The 21,007-nt window shown below is 42.6% G+C and carries 24 protein-coding genes; 14 read left to right on the top strand and 10 right to left on the bottom strand.

What is annotated here, in order from left to right:
* Positions 1-4 precede the first annotated feature (4 nt).
* The 12 genes from CPC19_RS09030 to rluB all read left to right on the top strand — a co-directional run bounded on the left by CPC19_RS09030 (position 5) and on the right by rluB (position 10,392).
* The gene (locus CPC19_RS09030) at positions 5-553 is read left to right on the top strand and encodes a M48 family metallopeptidase (RefSeq protein ID WP_016389651.1); all 549 of its coding nucleotides are present in this window, start codon (positions 5-7) and stop codon (positions 551-553) included.
* A gap of 1 nt (position 554) precedes the next feature.
* Positions 555-1,064 (top strand): hypothetical protein, encoded by a 510-nt coding sequence (locus tag CPC19_RS09025; RefSeq protein ID WP_016389649.1) that lies wholly within the window; start codon positions 555-557, stop codon positions 1,062-1,064.
* A gap of 21 nt (positions 1,065-1,085) precedes the next feature.
* Entirely contained in the window at positions 1,086-3,041 is a 1,956-nt protein-coding gene (locus CPC19_RS09020; RefSeq protein WP_016389648.1) for an ATP-dependent DNA helicase, read from the top strand.
* Positions 3,038-3,727, top strand: a complete 690-nt coding sequence (gene tsaB, locus CPC19_RS09015) for a tRNA (adenosine(37)-N6)-threonylcarbamoyltransferase complex dimerization subunit type 1 TsaB (RefSeq protein ID WP_016389647.1) — start codon at positions 3,038-3,040, stop codon at positions 3,725-3,727. The genes CPC19_RS09020 and tsaB overlap by 4 nt, the downstream gene beginning before the upstream one ends.
* Positions 3,724-4,359, top strand: coding sequence for an L-threonylcarbamoyladenylate synthase (locus CPC19_RS09010; RefSeq protein WP_015005548.1), 636 nt, complete (start codon positions 3,724-3,726; stop codon positions 4,357-4,359). Before tsaB ends, CPC19_RS09010 begins: the two co-directional genes overlap by 4 nt.
* Positions 4,359-5,018, top strand: coding sequence for a site-2 protease family protein (locus CPC19_RS09005; protein ID WP_016389646.1), 660 nt, complete (start codon positions 4,359-4,361; stop codon positions 5,016-5,018). Before CPC19_RS09010 ends, CPC19_RS09005 begins: the two co-directional genes overlap by 1 nt.
* An 8-nt stretch (positions 5,019-5,026) precedes the next feature.
* Positions 5,027-6,247 carry a tryptophan--tRNA ligase gene (locus CPC19_RS09000; RefSeq protein ID WP_015005550.1) on the top strand — a complete coding sequence of 407 codons (1,221 nt, stop codon included), beginning with the start codon at positions 5,027-5,029 and terminating at the stop codon, positions 6,245-6,247.
* Between the two features lie 31 nt (positions 6,248-6,278).
* Positions 6,279-6,593, top strand: a complete 315-nt coding sequence (locus tag CPC19_RS08995; protein ID WP_016389643.1) for a pyrimidine/purine nucleoside phosphorylase — start codon at positions 6,279-6,281, stop codon at positions 6,591-6,593.
* A gap of 78 nt (positions 6,594-6,671) precedes the next feature.
* Entirely contained in the window at positions 6,672-8,111 is a 1,440-nt protein-coding gene (gene pyk / locus CPC19_RS08990; protein ID WP_016389642.1) for a pyruvate kinase, read from the top strand.
* A 71-nt stretch (positions 8,112-8,182) separates the two neighbouring features.
* Entirely contained in the window at positions 8,183-8,995 is an 813-nt protein-coding gene (locus tag CPC19_RS08985) for a ScpA family protein (RefSeq protein ID WP_016389640.1), read from the top strand.
* Between the two features lie 13 nt (positions 8,996-9,008).
* Positions 9,009-9,620 carry an SMC-Scp complex subunit ScpB gene (gene scpB / locus CPC19_RS08980; protein WP_015005554.1) on the top strand — a complete coding sequence of 204 codons (612 nt, stop codon included), beginning with the start codon at positions 9,009-9,011 and terminating at the stop codon, positions 9,618-9,620.
* Entirely contained in the window at positions 9,598-10,392 is a 795-nt protein-coding gene (rluB, locus tag CPC19_RS08975) for a 23S rRNA pseudouridine(2605) synthase RluB (protein WP_015005555.1), read from the top strand. The genes scpB and rluB overlap by 23 nt, the downstream gene beginning before the upstream one ends.
* Here the strand turns inward: rluB and CPC19_RS08970 are convergent.
* From CPC19_RS08970 to CPC19_RS08930, 9 genes are all read right to left on the bottom strand, one after another.
* Positions 10,389-11,273, bottom strand: a complete 885-nt coding sequence (locus tag CPC19_RS08970; RefSeq protein WP_016389639.1) for a GGDEF domain-containing protein — start codon at positions 11,271-11,273, stop codon at positions 10,389-10,391. The two genes, rluB and CPC19_RS08970, sit on opposite strands and share 4 nt — an antisense overlap.
* Positions 11,274-11,497: 224 nt before the next feature.
* Entirely contained in the window at positions 11,498-11,974 is a 477-nt protein-coding gene (locus tag CPC19_RS08965) for a FixH family protein (RefSeq protein ID WP_016389638.1), read from the bottom strand.
* Positions 11,974-13,362, bottom strand: coding sequence for a cytochrome c oxidase accessory protein CcoG (gene ccoG / locus CPC19_RS08960; RefSeq protein ID WP_016389637.1), 1,389 nt, complete (start codon positions 13,360-13,362; stop codon positions 11,974-11,976). Before ccoG ends, CPC19_RS08965 begins: the two co-directional genes overlap by 1 nt.
* Positions 13,359-13,601 carry a hypothetical protein gene (locus tag CPC19_RS08955; protein WP_015005559.1) on the bottom strand — a complete coding sequence of 81 codons (243 nt, stop codon included), beginning with the start codon at positions 13,599-13,601 and terminating at the stop codon, positions 13,359-13,361. The genes ccoG and CPC19_RS08955 overlap by 4 nt, the downstream gene beginning before the upstream one ends.
* Before the next feature lie 7 nt (positions 13,602-13,608).
* Positions 13,609-14,499 carry a cytochrome-c oxidase, cbb3-type subunit III gene (gene ccoP / locus CPC19_RS08950; protein ID WP_016389635.1) on the bottom strand — a complete coding sequence of 297 codons (891 nt, stop codon included), beginning with the start codon at positions 14,497-14,499 and terminating at the stop codon, positions 13,609-13,611.
* Complete coding sequence (locus CPC19_RS08945; RefSeq protein ID WP_015005561.1) at positions 14,496-14,669, bottom strand: cbb3-type cytochrome c oxidase subunit 3; 174 nt, start codon at positions 14,667-14,669, stop codon at positions 14,496-14,498. Before CPC19_RS08945 ends, ccoP begins: the two co-directional genes overlap by 4 nt.
* 3 nt (positions 14,670-14,672) lie before the next feature.
* The gene (ccoO, locus tag CPC19_RS08940) at positions 14,673-15,281 is read right to left on the bottom strand and encodes a cytochrome-c oxidase, cbb3-type subunit II (RefSeq protein ID WP_016389633.1); all 609 of its coding nucleotides are present in this window, start codon (positions 15,279-15,281) and stop codon (positions 14,673-14,675) included.
* A 15-nt stretch (positions 15,282-15,296) separates the two neighbouring features.
* Complete coding sequence (gene ccoN / locus CPC19_RS08935) at positions 15,297-16,709, bottom strand: cytochrome-c oxidase, cbb3-type subunit I (protein WP_016389632.1); 1,413 nt, start codon at positions 16,707-16,709, stop codon at positions 15,297-15,299.
* A 155-nt stretch (positions 16,710-16,864) separates the two neighbouring features.
* Positions 16,865-17,581 carry a helix-turn-helix domain-containing protein gene (locus tag CPC19_RS08930; protein WP_015005564.1) on the bottom strand — a complete coding sequence of 239 codons (717 nt, stop codon included), beginning with the start codon at positions 17,579-17,581 and terminating at the stop codon, positions 16,865-16,867.
* Between the two features lie 64 nt (positions 17,582-17,645).
* Between CPC19_RS08930 and CPC19_RS08925 the strand changes: the two genes are divergently transcribed.
* Both CPC19_RS08925 and ccoS read left to right on the top strand, forming a co-directional pair.
* Positions 17,646-20,102: a heavy metal translocating P-type ATPase gene (locus CPC19_RS08925; RefSeq protein ID WP_016389631.1), complete on the top strand. Its 2,457-nt coding sequence runs from the start codon at positions 17,646-17,648 to the stop codon at positions 20,100-20,102.
* Positions 20,095-20,286, top strand: coding sequence for a cbb3-type cytochrome oxidase assembly protein CcoS (gene ccoS, locus CPC19_RS08920; RefSeq protein ID WP_015005566.1), 192 nt, complete (start codon positions 20,095-20,097; stop codon positions 20,284-20,286). Before CPC19_RS08925 ends, ccoS begins: the two co-directional genes overlap by 8 nt.
* A 2-nt stretch (positions 20,287-20,288) precedes the next feature.
* Here the strand turns inward: ccoS and CPC19_RS08915 are convergent, their stop codons facing one another.
* The gene (locus CPC19_RS08915) at positions 20,289-20,972 is read right to left on the bottom strand and encodes a sulfite exporter TauE/SafE family protein (RefSeq protein ID WP_020932804.1); all 684 of its coding nucleotides are present in this window, start codon (positions 20,970-20,972) and stop codon (positions 20,289-20,291) included.
* Between the last annotated feature and the right edge of the window lie 35 nt (positions 20,973-21,007).

The raw sequence follows: 21,007 nt of genomic DNA, 5'->3' as shown, positions 1-21,007 counted from the left end.
AATCATGAAATTAACCACCTTGATCGCGTTGCTGCTAGCTTTATCGGGTTGCGCAGATCTGTCGATGTATAATCAAGTACCTGCTCCGATTGGACGCACTGGTGAAGCTTCGCCATATCCATCGCAACCATTGCCACAAACGGCTCAAACATACCCTATTGATGAGCAGCCTATACAAGAGGGTATGGGGCAGTCTTATGATCAACCAATCGATGAGGCAAAAACCACACAAAACCCAGCTGTAGTTGCCTTACTGGATAGTGCGTACCAACAAAGTGAATCTGGCCAACCTGATATGGCGGCTTCAAAATTGGAACGAGCTGTTCGTATTTCTCCAAGAGACCCGCAGGTTTGGCATGCATTGGCGAAGGTGCGTTATCAACAAAAGAAATATACCTTAGCGATTAGTTTGGCTGAAAAATCTAACTTATTGTCTGCTGGGCAGGCGAGCCTTCAGCGTAGCAATTGGTTATTGATGGCAGACTGTTATGATGCCTTAGGTCGAACTGAGGATGCCCGAAAAGCACGTGTTGCTGCCAATAGGTTGTTTTAAAATGACGGAGCCAACGCAAGTTTATTCTGTTGATAAATTAATAGAGCAAGCAAGGCAGTTGGCCACAGATTATAAAAAAATGACAGGTAAGCCCTTGCCGGGGGTCAGCAACGAAATTGCTGAACATGATGCCTGCAAACTATTAGACTTAGCGTTAAGCGACGACCGCTCGCTAGGTTTTGATGCCTTACGTGTTAAAGGGCGTGGGCCAAAAAGAATTCAAATTAAAGCGCGAACTATATTCAATGACAATTATCGAGGCCAACGGCTTGGGCAATTAAAGTTAGATAAAGAATGGGACTCGGTTGTGTTAGTGCTTATGGATGAAAATTATCTGCCGTTTGATATCTTTGAGGCCACACGTAGCGATATTTTAGATAACCTGAATGATAGCTCAAACCGTATGAAGCGAGGCGCTATGTCGGTTGCAAAGTTTCGCAATATTGCTACCTTGGTTTGGACAAAAGAAGGTGGTTTGGACGCATCAGCGTGGACTGATGAAACAAGTTAATAAATTTAAACGGATAACCCTTTGTACGACCTCGATAGCATATTTGGCTCTAATGGCGAGCTGGTTAAACATATTAAAGGCTTTCAACCGCGAGATGGACAGTTGTCGATGGCGCAGGCTATCGAGCGGGCTATTGAGCAGCATACACATCTAGTAGCTGAAGCTGGAACAGGAACAGGAAAAACCTTTGCCTATCTTATTCCTGCCATTTTATCTGGTAAGAAAACAATTATCTCAACCGGGACGCGTAATCTTCAAGACCAAATATTCGAAAAGGACTTCCCGTTAATCCGTGACGTATTAAACGTACCTGTACAGGGTGCAGTGCTGAAAGGACGGTCTAATTACCTGTGTTTATATCGCCTTGATCAGGCAAAAATGCAAACATCTAGCTTTGACAAACAGACGGATGCTGAATTAAGAGAGGTCGAACGGTGGTCTAATCAAACAAAAGAGGGAGATATTGCTGAGGTAACCTCGGTTGCCGAAGATTCTTACGTTTGGCAACAAGTCACGTCAACAGCAGATAATTGTTTGGGCCAAGAATGTCCAATGATCAGTGAGTGTTTTCCAGTATTAGCCAGAAAAAAAGCACAAGAAGTAGATGTGTTAATTGTTAACCACCATCTTTTATGTGCAGACTGGTCATTGAAAGATGATGGGTTTGGGCAGTTATTGCCAGATGCAGAGCTAATTATTGTTGATGAGGCACACCAATTAATTGACACGGCGTCTCGGTTTTTAGGAGTGTCGGTCAGCGCACGTCAAATTTTATCGTTGATCGGTGATGTCAGTGCAGAACAATTAAAATTAGCATCAGATATGCCTGAATTGATTGATTTAACACATGTAATTAGTGAAGACATACGAGAAATGCGGAAGGTGCTGCCTGAGCCGGTTATTAAAGGCTCTTGGGATGAGCTTGAGCAAGGTACAGACTTCTTGCAAGCCTTAGATTGCCTGATTGAACGTATCGAACAGTTATTTAAAGTATTAACTAAGGTGGCTGTTCGTTCTAAAGGTTTAGAAGCGTGTTGGAAACGCTGCGAAGATGTTCTACTGCGACTGAAACTTTTTTCAAAGCAAGATCAGCACGATTGGATCCAATGGTTCGAAACGTATCAGCGGACGTTTACTTTTTATCGAACGCCTTTGGATATTTCTAAGGCATTTGCCAGTTTTGCTTTTGCCAGTGATGCCAGCTGGGTGTTTACCTCGGCTACTTTATCGGTGAATAATAAATTTGATTTCTTTTCTAAACGATTGGGTTTGGAAGATGCTGAAACGGGTAGCTGGGAAAGCCCTTTTGATTTTGTGCATCAGTCATTGATGTATGTCCCAACTGGCATGCCTGAGCCACGCGATTATCACTATACGGCGACGATGATTGAAAAAATCATTCCAGTATTAGAGGCTAGTGAAGGTAGGGCATTTATTTTATTTACCTCGCATAAGGCATTAAAAGAAGCCGCTAATATTTTATTGGCTGAAACGAGCTTTAAATTATTAGTGCAAGGTGATTTGCCGAAGCAACAAATGTTAGAGTCCTTTAGGCGTTCTGAGCGTGCGGTTTTGCTCGGTACTGCGAGTTTTTGGGAAGGCGTTGATGTGCGAGGGGAAGCCTTATCCTGTGTGATTATAGATAAACTACCGTTCGCATCGCCTGGCGATCCGGTGACTAAAGCTCGGTTAGAATATATGGCCGCTAATGGCCAGTCAGCGTTTTCAGATTTCCAATTGCCCTCAGCAGCCTTGACGCTAAAACAGGGGGTGGGAAGGTTGATTCGTGATGTTGAAGATAAAGGCGTGTTGGTGCTGTGTGATCCACGGTTATCTAGCAAAGGCTATGGTAAAGTGTTTATTAAATCCTTGCCAGCGATGCCTATTACACAAGATGTAAAAGATGTGAAGAGATTCTTTCATCGTATCAATAGTCAAAAAATTAGTGATAAAAAACACGTTATAAAATCAGCATGAAAATTTTAGCGATTGAAACAGCAACAGAAGGGTGCTCTGCGGCCTTGTTGATAAACGGCGAGGTAATAGACCGTTTTCAGGTGGCACCACGAGAACACGGTAACTTGATTTTGCCAATGGTCGATGAGCTACTGAACGAAGCTGGTATGACGTTACAACAACTCGATGCGTTAGCTTTTGGCCGTGGCCCCGGGTCTTTTACCGGCGTTAGAATGGCGACAGGCGTTATTCAAGGCTTAGCCTTTGCGGCAGAGCTACCGATCGCGCCGGTGTCTACGCTTACCGCGTTGGCATATCAGGCGGGTCCTCCCGTAGAAGGTCAGACAGTGTACGCAGCCTTAGATGCTCGAATGGGTGAGGTATATTGGTGCGAATATGAACGGAGTGATGACCAACTCAAAGCGGTTTCCAATGAGTCTGTTATTGCGCCAGCAGCGTTAAGCGTTACGCAAGGTAAACAGGCGATTGGTATTGGACACGGTTGGGGCACATATGAAAATGAGTTAACGCAGTTAGTTAACGCTAGCGAGTTGTTGCTTTTACCAAACGCGCTGCCAAGAGCAAGAGAGGTTGCTCAGTTGGCGGTCGGCATGGTGAGGGATGGGCAAACGGTGTCTGCCGACAATGCATTACCGGTGTATTTACGTGATAATGTAGCAAAGAAAAAAGCACAACAGCAATCATGACACAATATTTGAATATTCACCCCGATAATCCACAGCCACGGTTAATTAAGCAAGCGGCCGATATTATACGTCGGGGCGGTGTTATCGCTTACCCAACTGACTCTTCTTATGCCTTGGCTTGTCATTTGGGTGATAAGCAGGCGCTTGATCGTATTCGTCAGATTCGTCGAATTGACGATAAACATAATTTCACCTTAGTGTGTCGGGATCTAACTGAGATCTCAATGTACGCACAAGTGAATAACGATACGTACCGCCTGCTCAAATCATTAACGCCGGGCGCGTTTACTTTTGTGTTAAAGGCAACTAAAGAGGTGCCTCGACGCCTCCAGCACCCGAAACGAAAAACCGTTGGTATTCGTATTCCAAATAATTTGGTTGCGCAAAAAATACTTGAAGAGCTCAATGAGCCGATGTTAACCAGTACCTTGATCTTACCGGGTGAAACCGAGGCCATAGCCGACCCTTATGAGATTAATCAGCAGTTAGCCCGAGTATTGGACCTTGTGGTTGATGCGGGTGTTATTCCGTATGAACCAACAACCATGATCGTTTGGGATAATGACTTTCCTGAAGTGGTTAGAGAAGGTAAAGGTATTGCTGATTTTATTGCACGTAAGGATGAGCATTAATGTCAATGGACGAATTGACCTTGGTCGGTCGAATAGCGGTGTGGATATTACCGGTTATTTTTGCCATTACTGTTCACGAAGTCGCTCATGGTTGGGTGGCTAGCCAGTTTGGTGATAATACGGCAAAGAGCCTTGGGCGTTTAACCTTAAACCCCATTAGTCATATGGATTTGGTCGGAACCGTGATTGTGCCTGGGGTTTTGTTATTATTGGGTGGTTTTATATTTGGTTGGGCAAAACCGGTTCCGGTTAACTGGCACAATTTAAAGAACCCCAAACGTGACATGATTTATGTGGCCCTAGCGGGACCCTTCGCTAATCTTTTAATGGCGATTGGTTGGGGTGTTGTCATGAAAATAGGCTATATGATGGGCGCGCAAAATGAGTATTTTGCTATGCCATTGATATACATGGGCTATGCAGGTATTTTTATTAATTCGGTGCTGATGATGTTAAATTTATTACCGATTTTACCGCTTGATGGTGGTCGGGTGTTAGCCGGTTTATTGCCAATGAGAGCCAGTATTGAGTTTAGTAAACTTGAACGCTTAGGCTTTCCAATTTTGGTCTTTATTATTGTAATGGGATGGTTATCTAAAATTTTAGGTCCGCCCGTTTATTTTTTACAAACCAGTATTTTTAAAATATTGGGTATTTAGGAGGAAATGTGAGTTCAGAAGTTCCAGCGCAGTATCGTCGTGTACTATCCGGTATGAGGCCAACCGGCAAATTGCATTTAGGTCACTATCACGGAGTACTAAAAAATTGGGTCGATTTACAGCAAGAATATAAGTGTCATTTCTTTGTGGCAGATTGGCATGCGCTCACAACGCACTATGAAGACCCTTCAATTATTGCAGACAGTACTTGGGATATGGTTGTTGATTGGTTGGCCGCTGGTGTTGATCATGGTTTGGCTGATTTATTTATACAATCGAGCATTCCTGAACATGCAGAGTTACATTTGTTGCTATCTATGATAACGCCGCTGGGCTGGTTAGAAAGGGTTCCGAGCTATAAAGACCAGCAAGAAAAACTCAAAGAAATGGATTTAGCAACGTATGGGTTTTTAGGCTATCCACTTTTACAAAGCGCAGACATTCTTATATACAAAGCCGGTTTAGTCCCCGTTGGAGCCGATCAGGTGGCACACGTTGAGTTGACGCGTGAGGTGGCTAGGCGCTTCAATTATTTATATGGTCGAGGCTTAGACTTTGAAGAAAAAGCGGAAGCTGCGATTAAGAAAATGGGGAAGAAAAATGCCAAAATATTCAACAAGTTGCGAAGTTCTTTCCAAGAAAATGGTGATCAAGAAGCACTGGGTGTAGCTAGAGCTTTATTAGAAGCACAACAAAATATAACGGTTGGTGATAAAGAGCGTTTATTTGGTTATTTGGAAGGCAGTGGCCGCGTTATTTTGCCAGAGCCTATCGCCTTGTTGACTAAAGCATCGAAGATGCCTGGCTTAGATGGGCAAAAGATGTCCAAGTCTTATAACAACACAATTGCATTGCGCGATGAACCAGAAGAGGTGGAGAAAAAACTTAGAACAATGCCAACCGATCCAGCGCGTGTTCGTAGAACAGACGCGGGTGACCCAGCAAAATGCCCAGTATGGCAGTTTCATGAGGTGTATTCAGAAGAGGGTGTGCGTAATTGGGTTCAAGAAGGCTGTAAGTCAGCGAGTATTGGTTGCATAGATTGTAAACAACCCGTTATTGATGCTGTGTTACGTGAACTAAAACCGATGCAAGAAAGGGCTAAAGAATACACGGAGCAACCTGAGCTTGTTCGCTCTATTATTAATGAAGGCACTGAAAAAGCTAGAGATTTGGCAAAAGAGACGCTTGAAGAAGTAAAGTCAGCAATGGGTATTAATAACGTTTAAACGACGTTAAAAAAACAGAATAGGAAATAACATGTCAGAATTTAAAAATGTCACGATTGTTAAAAAAGCAAATGTGTATTTTGATGGAAAAGTGGTTAGTCGAACGGTTAAATTTGAGGATGGTTCGACAAAAACATTGGGCTATATGATGCCGGGTAACTATGAGTTTAATACCGCTGCCGCTGAGGTGATGGAGATTTTAGCTGGGCAACTCGATGTGTTATTGCCAAATTCGCAAGAGTGGGTAGCTGTTAAAGGTGGCGAATCGTTTGATGTGCCGGCGAATGCTAATTTTCAATTAAAAGTTCATGAGCCGACAGATTATTGTTGCTCATATTTTAAATAACGTGTGGGTTATTGTTGCCATAAAACTGTCATCTACACGCTATACTCTAAGCACTATTTCTTAATGAACGAGTAGAGTATGCCTCCTTTTAGAAAACCTAGACGGACTAAAATTATTGCCACCTTGGGTCCAGCTACCGATGAACCCGATGTTTTAGAGAAATTAATTAAAGCGGGCGTAGATGTCGTTCGCTTGAATTTCTCTCACGGCCATGCAGATGAACAAAGAAAACGTGCTCAAGCGGTAAGAGACTTATCAGAAAAACTCGGCCGTCATGTCGGTATCTTGGCTGATTTGCAAGGACCAAAAATTCGTATAGCGCGTTTTGAGGATGGAAAAGTAAGCCTTCAAGAGGGGGCTAAATTTACGATAGATGTAGCGTTAGCATCAACAGCAGGTGATATCACCCAAGTTGGTTGTGATTATAAACCGTTAGCCAATGATGTGACTGAGGGCGATCGTCTATTATTAGACGACGGACGTATCGTGCTGGATGTCGAGGCTGTTAATGGTTCAAAAATCAAGTGTACCGTCGTTGTGGGCGGGATACTGTCAAATAACAAAGGCATTAACTTACAAGGTGGGGGCTTATCCGCCAATGCGTTAACCGACAAAGATAAGCAAGACATTAAGACGGCTGCTGAGATGAGGGTGGATTTTGTCGCCGTGTCGTTCCCAAGATCTGCAGAAGATATGCATCAAGCACGTGCGTTGGTTAAAGCGGCCGGTAGCCAAGCGCATTTAATTGCTAAAATCGAACGGGCCGAAGCCTTGGATGTGCTGGAAGAAATAGTAGATGCATCTGATGCGGTTATGGTCGCACGAGGTGATTTGGGTGTGGAAATTGGTGATGCTAACTTACCGCCGGTTCAAAAGCATATCATTAGGATGGCTCGAGATAGGGATACTGTAGTTATTACCGCTACACAAATGATGGAGTCGATGATTAATAACGCCATTCCTACGCGTGCAGAAGTGTTTGATGTTGCAAACGCCGTTTCTGATGGTACAGATGCTGTGATGTTATCGGCTGAAACATCAGTTGGACAGTACCCTGTTCAAACCGTGGAGGCAATGGGGCGTATTTGCGAACAAACCGAACGTCAGCCAAGAACGACTCGTTCACGTCACCGTATGGGTAAAGCGTTTGGGCAAATTGATGAGGCCATTGCGTTATCTGCGATGTATGTGGCTAATCATACAGATATTACCGCTATAGCTGCCTTCACTGAGTCGGGGGGTACGCCGAGAATGATGTCTAGAATTAGTTCAGGAATACCTATTTTTGCAATGGCGCCAAATAGTGACGTTTGTCGCCGTATGACGCTGTATCGAGGTGTGGTGCCTATTTTGCTAAAAGCGCCACTAGGTCATGCTAAGGATGTTAATGAAGCGGCAATAACAAAATTGCAGCAGCTTGAAATAGTGGCCAAGGGCGACTTAGTTATTATTACAGCAGGTGAGCTGACAGGGCAGCATGGTGGAACAGATACCATGAAAATAAAGAAGGTAGAGTAGCTTGATAGGGTTTCATTGCCAAGCATTTGCTGTGGTAGACTCAGTATCATTAGCCAGCATCTTTTAAATTAATGAACAACCAGACTGACTATGTGGTGCCAATTCAGCAAACGTTAGCCTTGGTTGATGGGAAACCATTTAAAGAGTTACCCGACGACTTATACATCCCCCCAGATGCCTTAGAGGTTTTTTTAGAAACATTTGAAGGCCCTTTAGATTTGCTGCTTTACCTTATTAAGCATCAAAACTTAGATATTCTTGATATTCCCATTCTAAAAATTACTCAGCAGTACATTGAATACATAACGTTGATGCAGAATTTGCGTATGGAATTGGCTGCCGAATATTTAGTCATGGCGGCAATGCTCGCAGAAATAAAATCTAATATGCTATTGCCAAAGAATGTTGAACAGTTAGATGATGAGGAAGACCCTCGTTCAGAACTGGTTAGGCGCCTACAAGAATATGAACGGTTTAAGAGAGCAGCAGATGATATTGATGCTATGCCACGACTGTATCGCGATAATTATTTAGCCACAGCTGAATTGATCGTAGATAAAATGGAAAAACCGCTTCCTGATGTTGATTTGGACAGTCTCTTAATAGCGTTTCAACAGGTGCTTAAACGTGCTGAAAAATTTACTCACCATCAAATTCAGCGCGAAGCATTGTCGGTTAGAGAAAGGATGTCTAATGTTTTGACGCTACTCGATAAAACAGAGGAAATGTTTTTAGCTTTTCATCAGTTTTTTACCGCAAAAGAAGGGAAAAAAGGCGCTGTGGTGACATTTTTAGCTATTTTAGAGCTCTGTAAAGAAGAGCTGGTTGAGGTCGTGCAAGGTGAGGCGTTGTCAGAAGTATGGGTTAAATCGCTTAGAGAATAATTGAGAAACCAGGATGGACATAAAGAATATTATTGAGGCATCTTTATTTGCCGCCAGTGAACCCTTGTCGATAATGGAATTGCAAAACTTGTTTTCACTCGAAGATCGTCCAGATAAGCATTCGCTTCGAGAGGTCGTCAACCAGCTGCAAGATGAATATTCGACAAAACCGGTGGAGTTGGTTGAAGTGGCCAACGGCTACCGTTTTCAAGTTAAATCAAAGTATTCGCCTTGGGTAGCAAGATTATGGGAAGAAAAACCTGTAAAATATAGCCGTGCCTTACTGGAAACATTGGCTATTATTGCTTATCAACAGCCAGCGACTCGTGGCGAAATAGAAGACATTCGAGGTGTCGCTGTTGGGACTAATATTATACGTACGCTAGAAGACAGAAACTGGGTACGTGTAATAGGGCGTAAAGAAGTGCCGGGTAGACCAGCCCTTTACGCAACCACAAAAGCGTTTTTAGATTATTTTAATTTACAAACACTGGCTGATTTGCCACCGTTAGCAACTCTCCTTGAAGCTGACTTATTATCGAGCAATGAGCTTCAACTTAACCTGGGTGACGATACCCCAATAAATAAAGATATTACTCAAGATGAAAAACAACAACCCACGTAAAAACCCTCAGCAAGCGACTAATAAAAAAAAGGGTCAGCAGCCAGAGCGCATTCAAAAATTATTAGCGCAAGCCGGTGTTGGCTCACGAAGGCAAGTTGAAAAGTGGATTTTAGACGGTTCTATTCATGTTAATGGTGATGTTGCTAAGCTAGGCGACAAAATTACCACGCATGACATCGTTAAACTTAGAGGGCGGCCAGTTAAATTAGCTGGCAAGCTTGATGTAAATACACAAGTGTTGGTTTATCACAAACCCACGGGTGAAATTGTCAGTAAAAAAGACCCCGAAGGTAGGCCTAGCGTATTTAAACGACTGCCGCGACTAAAGGTTGGGCGTTGGATTGCGATTGGTAGGCTCGACTTAAATACGCAAGGCTTATTAATGTTCACTAATGATGGTGACTTGGCAAATAAGCTCATGCACCCATCAAAGCAAATTGATCGTGAATATGCAGTGAGAGTGATGGGGGTTGTGACACATGACATGCTTGAACGTTTGGTAAATGGTGTGGAACTAGAAGATGGAAAAGCGCGTTTTGAAGATGTACAAGAGTCTGGTGGTGAGGGAATAAACCGTTGGTTCCATGTGGTAGTGGCTGAAGGGCGTAACCGTGTTGTTAGAAGGCTCTGGGAATCCCAAGACTGTAAGGTGAGCCGTTTAATTAGGGTTCGCTATGGCAGTGTGTTTTTGCCGCCGGGACTGCCAGCTGGACAGCACCAAATGTTAGATAAAAAAGAAATTGAAGCGCTTAAACATTTAATTGCCGATTAGGCGCAAACGACTTTATTTCGACCGCTATCTTTTGCTTTGTACAATGCGTTATCTGAGCGACTCATTATGACCCCCAGTGAGTCGTTTTCTTTGTATTGTGTAATACCCATACTAGCAGTCAGCTGGAACTGAGTGTCATCATGTAGAATGCTTAAAGATTCAATAGCCGTGCGTAATCGTTCAGCAATGAGTTCAGCGCCTTTTAAATCAGTATCGTTTAGTAGTATGGCAAACTCTTCACCACCAAGCCTAAAAATATAGTCGCTTTCACGCAGGGTCTTTTCAATGCATTGTGTGACGTCTTTTAGGGCAGTGTCTCCCGCGCAATGACCGTATCTATCGTTTACTGTTTTAAAAAAATCAAGGTCTAGCATTATCAAAGATAAGTCAGAGTGGTGGCGCTTGGTTAAAGAAACCTCTTTTTGAAAAACAGAGCGTAATGTGGAACGGTTTAAAACACCGGTTAATGGGTCTGTATGTGCAAATTGAATTGCTTGGCTGTATAACAAGGTATTTTTCAAAGGGTAGAGCAAAACACTAAGAAATTGCTCTATGGTGTTAAGTTCACTTTCAGTAAACCGTTGACGACGCATAAATGTCAGCTTACCAAGAGAATTGTTTTCAATAGTCAGGCTGTATTCGCAACTGTGGTTGGTGCGTGAACCATGTTGAAAAACAATGCCTAGTTCAGGGTTTTCAAAAATGACACCACTATGGTCAACAGCTTTTAGTAATTCATTACTAAAGAGGGGGACTAATTCATCTAAAATAATAGTGGTCTGAAGCGCACTGATTAGATGATTTATAGCGTCTTGCTGTTTAAGTTTTTGCGAGACTGATGTGTCGTTTGATCTGCTGTTTATTGTTTTTTTTAATTCCATTGTTATTCAGCCTGTACAGGTAACTAGGTTAACCGTTATTGTTGATTTTAAAACTTTATAGCGAAAGTTGTGCCAAAAAAATTAAATCGATATAAAACAATGCGTTAATAATTTATTTAAAGGTAATTTTTTAAAACGACAATATTTTGACTTTTAATTGAGGGTCGTTTTGCAGGTAGGGATTAGTGGTTCTTATATGGTAATAAGAACCGAGCTTGGCAGTGCTATGGCGTCGTTAAAGTAGACGTTTTTGTGATCTTCCAATGGTTATTAGGTGGAGTGATGTATATATACCATTTGCCTTGTTTGGGTAATTTAAAAGGAGTTTGGTAGATACCGTTGGCTATTTTAACCAAGTTGAGAGTCTGGTCATATTGCTCAAGCGTGGGATGTCGTAGCGCAACGATTAAGTGTGACGGTTGAACCTTAGGGGCATTTAAATGGACGGTAAGAGCGGTACTATTAACACTGACAACTGCTGAGACACCAAGTCTTAGAGCCTTTTCTTCAAGCTGTTTGCTGGCGTTTATGGCGAGCCCCTCTTTGTAATAATCACTTTGGACCAAGGAAGGAGGGTTCCCTTGAGCAATGAGGAAGGTAATTATGCTGGCAACAACGACGCTTAGCGGAAGTAGTATTAAAAACCAGGGCCAAAATTGTTTATACCAAGGGAGGCTGTCTTCACGAAGAGTATTCATCATTAAGGTTCTAATGGGCCAATAAATCGGCCTTCTGATTCAGTTGAAATGCTGGCATCACCTGTTGCTTGCACCGATAAAGTCAGGTTGATTGAGGTTGTATGAAGCGTATCTGGGTCGGCGGATAATTGTAGCGGCATTTCTAATACTTGGCCGGCGCTAACATGGATAGGATCTTTGATAGAGGTTTTAATGCCTTCTATACCGGTGACCTTTAAGCTGTAGGTGTGGTCAACAGTATCCATATTTAAGATTTTAATCGTGTAAGTATTACTGATGGTTCCTTCATAATCTTCACGGTATAGTGCATTTCGATCTCTTAGGACATTTAGCTCAACAGCATCCCGTGTTTCAATAGAATAGATAACGCCAGATAAAATACCGATGAGCAGTAGACTGTAGATGACAATTCGTGGCCTTAGCAAGTTAGTTTTCTTGCCTTCCATATGGTTCTCGGTGGTGTATTTAATCAGCCCACGTGGGTAATTCATTTTATCCATAACGTCGTTGCACACATCAATGCAGGCGGCACAGCCAATGCATTCATATTGCAGCCCGTTACGAATATCTATTCCTGTTGGGCAGACTTGAACACATAAACTACAGTCTATACAGCTGCCTAACTGTTTTTCTTTGAAATCCTCGCCTCTTTTTCTCCGCCCTCTAGGTTCGCCTCTTAGGGCGTCATACGAGATCACTAAGGTGTTTTTGTCTAGCATGGCGCTTTGAAAGCGAGCATAGGGGCACATATACATACAGACCTGTTCTCTTAACCAGCCTGCATTGCCATAGGTTGCAAAACTATAAAATAGAAACCAGAACGTTTCCCATGGACCTAGGTTAAACGAGGCAATGCCCTGTGCTAGATCCCTAATAGGTGTAAAGAAGCCGACAAATGTGAAGCCGGTATACAACGAAAAGATCAGCCAAATGGCATGTTTGGTCGCCTTTATACGAAATTTCGTAAAACTATTTGCTTGTTTGTCCAGCTTCATTTGCTGAGAGCGAGTTCCTTCAACTTTTCGTTCAATCCATAAAAAAACTTCGGTCCACACTGTTTGTGGGCAAGCGTACCCACACCATAATCGACCGGCTAGCGCAGTAAAGAGGAATAGTGCAAATGCAGCACAAATTAAAAGTAGGGCAAGATAAATAAAGTCTTGAGGCCAGAAAATCCAATGAAAAATGTAAAATTTACGCTCTGGTAGATCAAACAGTACAATCTGGTGACCATTAAAATTAACCCAGGGAAGGAGGTAATAAAGACCAAGAAGGGTGACTACACCGAGCACTCTTAGGTTAGCAAATAGGCCATGGACTTCACGAGGGTAAAGTTTTTTTCGTTTTTCAAAAAGCGATGACTCTATAGAGTCATTTTTATGAGACGTCATTTTTTTCTGTTTACGCTACGAGAAAATATGATTGAGAATAAGCCACTCCAAGCACAAGCTAGCCAGAAAAAAATAAAGCCTAAGGAGTAAGCGGCGAGATAGGAAATATGATCAAAACCAATCTGTGATGCGATAATGATGGGATCAATGGCACTAAAAACAATGCCGCTGAGGACGCAGGCCATCCAAAAAGATGGCCACAGTGTTCCAATAATGATCCGTTTAGTATCTAAATTCATGCTTAATTTAGTGGCTAGATAAGCTATAGACGTAAGCAGAGAGAATATGGATTTTGTCCTCGCCCAAAAACTCCAAATGAGCTGGCATTTGGCCGTTACGGCCTTTACTAATGGACTCAATTATTTTGTTACGTGAGGCACCATATAACCAAATTTTATCAGCAAGGTTGGGTGCGCCAAGCAAAGGGTTGCCGGTTGCATCTGCTTGGTGGCAGGTGGCGCAATAACTTGCAAAAACTTTTTTACCACGTTGAGCATCGGTCGCTTTATGTTGTCTGCCAGTTAAGCTCATCAGGTAGTCTGCAAGGTAACTAATTTGTATGGGTTTGAGGACTGACTCCCAAGCAGGCATAACGCCGGTGCGTCCGTGAGCTATTGTGTGTTGGATATCAGTGGGTTGACCGCCCCAGATCCACTCATTATCCGTGAGGTTGGGGAAGCCTCTAGAGCCGGCAGCGTCAGAACCATGACATTGTGCGCAATAATTAACAAATAAGCGTTGGCCGACTGCATTGGCATCTTTGTTTTCACTTAGCTCAATAATGGGTGTTTCAGCATATTGACTGAAAATAGGACCGTAGGTCTCATTGGCTGCTTGGACTTCATCAGAGTATTTTTTATCCGATGTCCAAGCTAATAAGCCGGGGTAATTACCATAACCGGGGTACATTAGTAGGTAGATTAACCCCCACACAATGGTGATGTAGAACAAGTATAACCACCAGCGAGGCATTGGATTGTTCAGTTCCATTAGGTCGCTATCCCAAACATGGCCTGTTGCTTCGCCTTGCTTGGCCTCGCCCTTATTGGGCTTGGCAACCCATCTAATGAGTAGATAGCAGCCAATAATATTTAATAGAATGACAACCGTTACAACGATAGACCAAAAATCACTCATTTTTTATCCTCTTGTAAAGTTGCGCTGATCTCTTCACCTTGAAAGGGGATATTAGCGGCTTCTTCAAACTCTTTTTTACGGTCTTTGCTCCATGCCCATATCCAAATGGCAATAAAAAGTACAAATAGCGCTAGTGTCAAAATAGAGCGTAGTGTATTAAGTTCAAACATACGTTATCTCCTTGTGCTGACGTGGGTCCCGAGAACCTGCAAATAGGCAATGATTGCGTCCATTTCAGTTTTTCCTTTTACAGAATCAGCTGCATTGGCAATGTCTTCGTCTGTATACGGCGTGTTAAGAATGCGAAGGGCGCGCATTTTCTTTGCAATGAGCTCACCATCGACCTTGTTATCCTTAAGCCAAGGGTAGCCGGGCATATTGGATTCGGGCACTACTAAGCGTGGGTTTGTGAGGTGTAAACGATGCCAATCATCACTATATCGACCGCCAACACGTTGTAAGTCTGGCCCGGTTCTTTTCGAACCCCACTGGAAAGGTCTATCGTACGTAAACTCACCGGCTAATGAGTAATGGCCATAACGTTCTGTTTCTGCACGGAATGGGCGAATCATTTGTGAATGACAGCCATAGCAGCCTTCACGTACATAAACGTCTCGGCCAGCTAACTGTAAAGAATTGTAGGGCAGTAACCCAGACACAGGTTCAGTCGTTTGCTTCATAAAGAATAAAGGGACAATTTCAATCAAGCCGCCAACTGAAATAACGAGGACGATTAAAACAACCATTAACCCAATATTAGTCTCAACTTTTTCGTGACTCATCTTGATGCTCTCCAGTTAAACATGTTGAGGTACAAGAATATTAGAAGCTTCAGAGCCCTTAATAGTTTTGTACACATTGTAAGCCATGATAAGCATGCCAATTAGGAACATGGTGCCACCCAGAAAGCGAATAAGGTAAAAAGGCTGCATACGTAATAAAGACTCTACAAAACTATAAGTGAGTGTCCCGTCATCATTGATTGCGCCCCACATCAGCCCTTGCATAACACCAGCAATCCACATGGATGCTACGTAAAGAACAATGCCAATAGTAGCGACCCAAAAGTGTGTTTCAACAAGTGCCATACTAGACATATCTTGTTGACCAAATAGCTTTGGGATTAAATAATACAAAGAACCTATAGTGATCATGGCGACCCAACCTAAAGCACCGGAATGAACGTGCCCGATCGTCCACTCTGTATAGTGAGACAGAGCATTGACAGATTTAATTGCCATCATCGGGCCTTCAAATGTAGACATGCCATAGAAAGACAGTGAAACAATTAAAAACTTTAAAATGGGGTCATGGCGAAGTTTCTGCCAGGCACCTGATAAAGTCATGATGCCGTTGATCATACCGCCCCATGATGGCGCCAATAAAACGATCGAAAAGGCCGCACCTACGGATTGAATCCAGTCAGGTAGGGCGGTGTAATGAAGGTGATGTGGTCCTGCCCACATATAAATAGAAATAAGTGCCCAAAAATGCACAATAGACAAACGGTATGAATAGATAGGCCGTTCGGCTTGCTTAGGAACAAAATAATACATCATGCCTAAAAAGCCAGCGGTTAGGAAAAAACCAACCGCATTATGCCCATACCACCATTGCACCATGGCATCCGTTGCGCCAGCGTAGATCGGGTAAGACTCGGTAAGGCTTACAGGGATGGCTAAAGAACGGACAATATGCAAAACAGCGACAGTAAGAATAAAAGCGCCAAAGAACCAATTAGCTACATAAATATGTGGTGTTTTTCGTTTCACGATAGTGCCGAAGAAGACAATGCCATAGGCTACCCAAACAACCGCTAATAGAATATCAATCGGCCAAATTAATTCGGCATATTCACCGCTTTGTGTATAGCCTAATGGGAGCGTAATCGCAGCCAGTACGATAATCAGTGTCCAACCCCAAAAGACAAAGCTAGCCAAGGCGTTAGCAAATAAACGAACTTGACAGGTTCGTTGTACCACATATAAAGAGGTGGCCATTAAACCAGAGCCACCAAATGCAAAAATAACGGCATTTGTATGTAGCGGCCGAAGTCGGCTATAGGTTAACCAAGGCAGGTCAAAATTAAGAGCAGGCCAAACTAATTGTGCAGCAATGATGACGCCGACAAGCATACCAACAATACCCCAAACAACGGTCATGATCGAAAATTGTCGAACCACAGTATCGTTGTAGATAAGTGTACTCATACGAGAACCTCTGTCATTTAAGAGGCTAAAGTATAGGTGCTGTATTGCAGCAAAGAAAGGTCAGCTGGGGCAAACCTGATCTGAATCAGTTTTTCGTTAAATCAAGTTATTTTGTGGGCTTAGCTCGGGCTAAATGCTTTGTTTTTTGTGATAAATTAGATAGCCGTCAGTATGTTTTTCAGGCCTTCCAGGTTATTGATTTTAATCCGGCGTCTGTTTTCAAGCGTGATGAGGTTGTCACGTTCAAGTTTGCGTATGCCCCTGCTAACGGTTTCAGGTGAGAGGTTGAGTAAGCTGCCGATTTCACTACGCGATAAGAAAAGATTGAATTCGGTATAGAAGTAGCCCCGTAGTCGATAGCGATCCGATAAGTCTAATAGCAATGAAACAATACGTTTTTCAGCACTAACTTTACTAGTAGCGTTTGTATTGTTGCTTTGATTTATTGATTTGCTAGCATGCTTGAGTAATTGTTTAAAAATACTTGGGATGTTTTCTTGTAAACTCTCAAGGTCTATTTCACAAATATTGCTGGTTTCAAGTGCATGAATCGAACATTGGTATCTGTCAGTAGCGACACCATCAAAACCAATAATTTCGCCGGGAAGATAAACACCCATTACATCATCAGATTCATCACTTTTGCTGATAATTTTGACAGAACCAGATTTGAGTGCATATAACGACTTAAAAGGAGAGTTTTGGTGATAAAGAATATCACCCGCTTGCAACAATTTTGTATGGCTGACCGAGTCATCTAGCCGATCAATATCTTGTGGAGCTAAGCCATGAGGTATACATAAATCACCTAGGCTGCAGTTGCTACAAGATACAGTTAAATCACGAAATAAATTTTTAGCTGATACGCTCATTCAATCTAAACTATTGAAAATGAATATATTACCTTATTTGAACATGAATTCCACTGTCTAACTGATGACAATTGACACTAAATTAGAAAAAGAAGTTGTTTGCTTTCACTGTGGCCTTGAAGTGCCAAGCACAACGAAGTGGGGTATTAATTTTGATGGGCAGTGGAGAGCCATGTGTTGTCCAGGCTGTGAAGCCGTGGCGCAAGCGATTATAAATAATGGTTTGGCAGATTATTACCAAAAACGTACCGCTTATGCAGTTTCAATGGATTCGTTAAGTGAAGAGCTTGAGTTTAATACGGCTGCATCGTTAGAAACCGATTGCTCTAACGAAGAAGTCATAGAGACCTCACTTATCATCGAGGGGATTACTTGCTCTGCCTGTATATGGTTATTGGAGCGGCAAGTTCAAAAACTACGCGGCGTGGTGTCGTTTAAGATTAATTATGCGACTCGGCGTGGGTTACTTAAAACCATCGGTCACGAGGTTAATATTGCCGATGTACTAACGGCGATAAGAGCCATTGGGTATCAGGCAGTTACCTTTGATGCGAATAAGCAGTTCCTTAACTTGCAAAAAGAACGCAAAGACTTTCTCAGTAGAATTGGTGTGGCTGTATTTTGTGGTATGCAGGTGATGATGATCACATTAGGTATCTATGTAGCGGACCCAAGTGAAATTGACCCTAATATGTTGCAGTTTTTAAAATGGATTAGCGCCTTATTAACACTGCCGGTCTTATTGTTTTCAGCGAAGCCATTTTTATATGCGGCTTGTCGAGATATTAAAAATAAAATGCCGGGTATGGATGTGCCTGTTGCATTGGGTATAAGCCTGGGTTTTTTTGCCAGCCTTTTTAATACCTACCAAGGTAAAGGTGATACGTATTACGAGTCAGTTTGTATGTTTGTATTATTTCTTATGTTAGCGCGATATGTAGAGTTTCTCACCCGTTGGTACGCGATGAGTTCGAGTGAGCGTATTACACAGGCGGTGCCAATGATGGCTAAACGGATAGCTGAAAACAACGTTACCCATAAAGTTGCAGCAAATTCGTTAGCATTGGGCGATTACATACAAATTAACCCAGGAGAAGTGGTGCCGGCAGATGCAGTTGTTGTGGACGGTGAATCGCAGGTAGATGAGTCAATTTTAACCGGTGAAAGTGAACCGATTCGTAAACGCCTCAATGACAGTGTATTAGGCGGTAGCCATAATTTAGATAACACCTTAATAGCAAAGGTGAGCTGCGTTGGAAAAGACAGTACCTTATCAACCATTGCACGTTTAATCGAACAAGCCCATGCACAGAAGCCTGCTTGGGTCGAAACAGCAGACCGTTTTGCTAGTGTATTTGTTTTAATGGTTATTTTGGTCACCTTGGGTAGCGCTATATTTGGTTATTGGCAAGGTCATGTGGATTGGTTTTCAACGGCCTTGTCGGTGCTAGTGGTGACCTGCCCGTGTGCGTTATCCCTTGCGACGCCAACTGCTTATACAGCTGCGATGAGTGCGTTATTTGACCACGGCATTATTATTACAAAAGGGACTGCGTTAGAAAAATTAGCCAGTATTAATCGGGTTGTTTTTGATAAAACGGGCACGCTCACCGAAGGCAGTATGAATGTATCTGATTGCACTGTGTTTGATGGGCGTGATAAGCAAAGCATAATGGATATAGCCATTAGTTTAGAACGCTTTTCAGATCACCCTATCGCGCGTGCTTTTAAACATGAAAAAACGGTAAACCCTCAACCAGCCAGCGCAGTAGAGCAAATCAATGGCGCCGGTTTAAAAGGCTCGATAGAGGGTAAAACCTATTATATTGGATCTCAGCAATATATTAAGCAGTCATCTGGGTTAATGTTTGAGACTCATAATTCAAATGTAACACAGGTGTATTTGGCTGATGATGTGCAATACCTCGCTGTTTTTGAAATACATGATGACATAAGGCAGGGGGCTTCTTCAGCTGTTAATTGGTTAAAAAGCGATGGAAAAAAAGTGAGCTTATTAAGTGGTGATAAACTCAGTCCCGTTGCATGGTTAGCGAAAAAAGTAGCTATTGAGGATTTTAAATCGGATGCCACACCGAGTGATAAACTAAAAGAAATCGACCGCATGCAAAGGGGCGGCGAGCAAGTGGCTATGGTGGGTGATGGTGTTAATGATGCGCCCATTTTGGCTAAGGCGGATGTTTCTATTTCTGTTTCTGGTGCAAGTCAATTGGCACGTGCATCATCGGATATCTTGTTAATGAATAATGATATGCAAAACCTTCAACACGTCTTTAAGCTATCAAAAAAGACCAAGGCAATTATTAAGCAAAATATGGCTTGGGCACTGGTATATAACATTGGTGCTTTACCATTAGCAATGGCAGGGCATGTAGAGCCTTGGCAAGCAGCACTCGGCATGTCGATTAGTTCCTTGGTGGTTGTTTTAAACTCTTTTCTCTTGCGCTTTGTGCTCCCAGCAGCCAGTAAGAGCAAAAAAATATCGAGGTTACACGTTGGATAGCTTGTATTTTTTAATTCCCGTATCGGTTGTTTTGCTGGTGCTAATAGCCGCTATTTTTTTATGGGCGGTGCGGTCTGGGCAGTTTGATGATTTAGAGGGGCCGGGCCACAGTATTTTGTATGAAGAAGAGAATGAAGAATTAGGTGCTGATGACAACAAGGCTGACAATAAAACAGACAAATAACGTTACTGCATAGACATACCCATGGGGTTAATTAATTTAAACACCGCAAAAATAATAATTAAGCCACCAACACTGCGTCGAATAAGTAGTGAGCGTGTAAATTGGGTTAGTTTTTCTGACGCTATTCCCATGGTCATTAACATCGGTAAGGTGCCTAGGCCAAAACTTAACATAATTAAGGCGCCATTTAGAGGGTGCGCGCTGGCAAGACTCCATGCCAGTGCAGAATAGACCAGTCCACATGGCAGCCAGCCCCAGATAATACCGAGGAGAAACGCATCACGTTTATGTTGGATGGGTAATAGTTGACGACTAAGTGGCGACAGGCGTTTCCATAAGCGTTGGCCAAAACGCTCTAAGTAACTGAGAAAATTTAGCCAGCCTAAGAGGTAAAAACCGAAGGCAAGCATAAAAATAGACGTTAAGTACTTTGAAAACAACATCAACGCGGCTGTATCCATTGGCGAAAGAGCCACATGGCTTATGCTACCAGCTAAAAAACCAATAAAACTATAACTAAGAATACGCCCAGCATTATAGGACAGTGTTTTTGTAACAGTTTGATAACTAGACGAATTCGTTTGTTGGCTTAATATGCCGACTATTCCTCCACACATTGGAACACAATGGGTAGACCCCAATAGACCAAAGGTAAATGCAATAAAGTAAGTGCTTTGTGTCAACAAGGGGTAGCAATAACGGCTTTAGCAGATAAGCGCAG

This window comes from Cycloclasticus sp. PY97N, from assembly GCF_002443175.1.
Taxonomy (GTDB): Bacteria; Pseudomonadota; Gammaproteobacteria; order Methylococcales; family Cycloclasticaceae; genus Cycloclasticus; species Cycloclasticus pugetii.
Note: the sequence above shows the minus strand (reverse complement) of the source record. Positions and strands in the feature narration are given on the sequence as shown.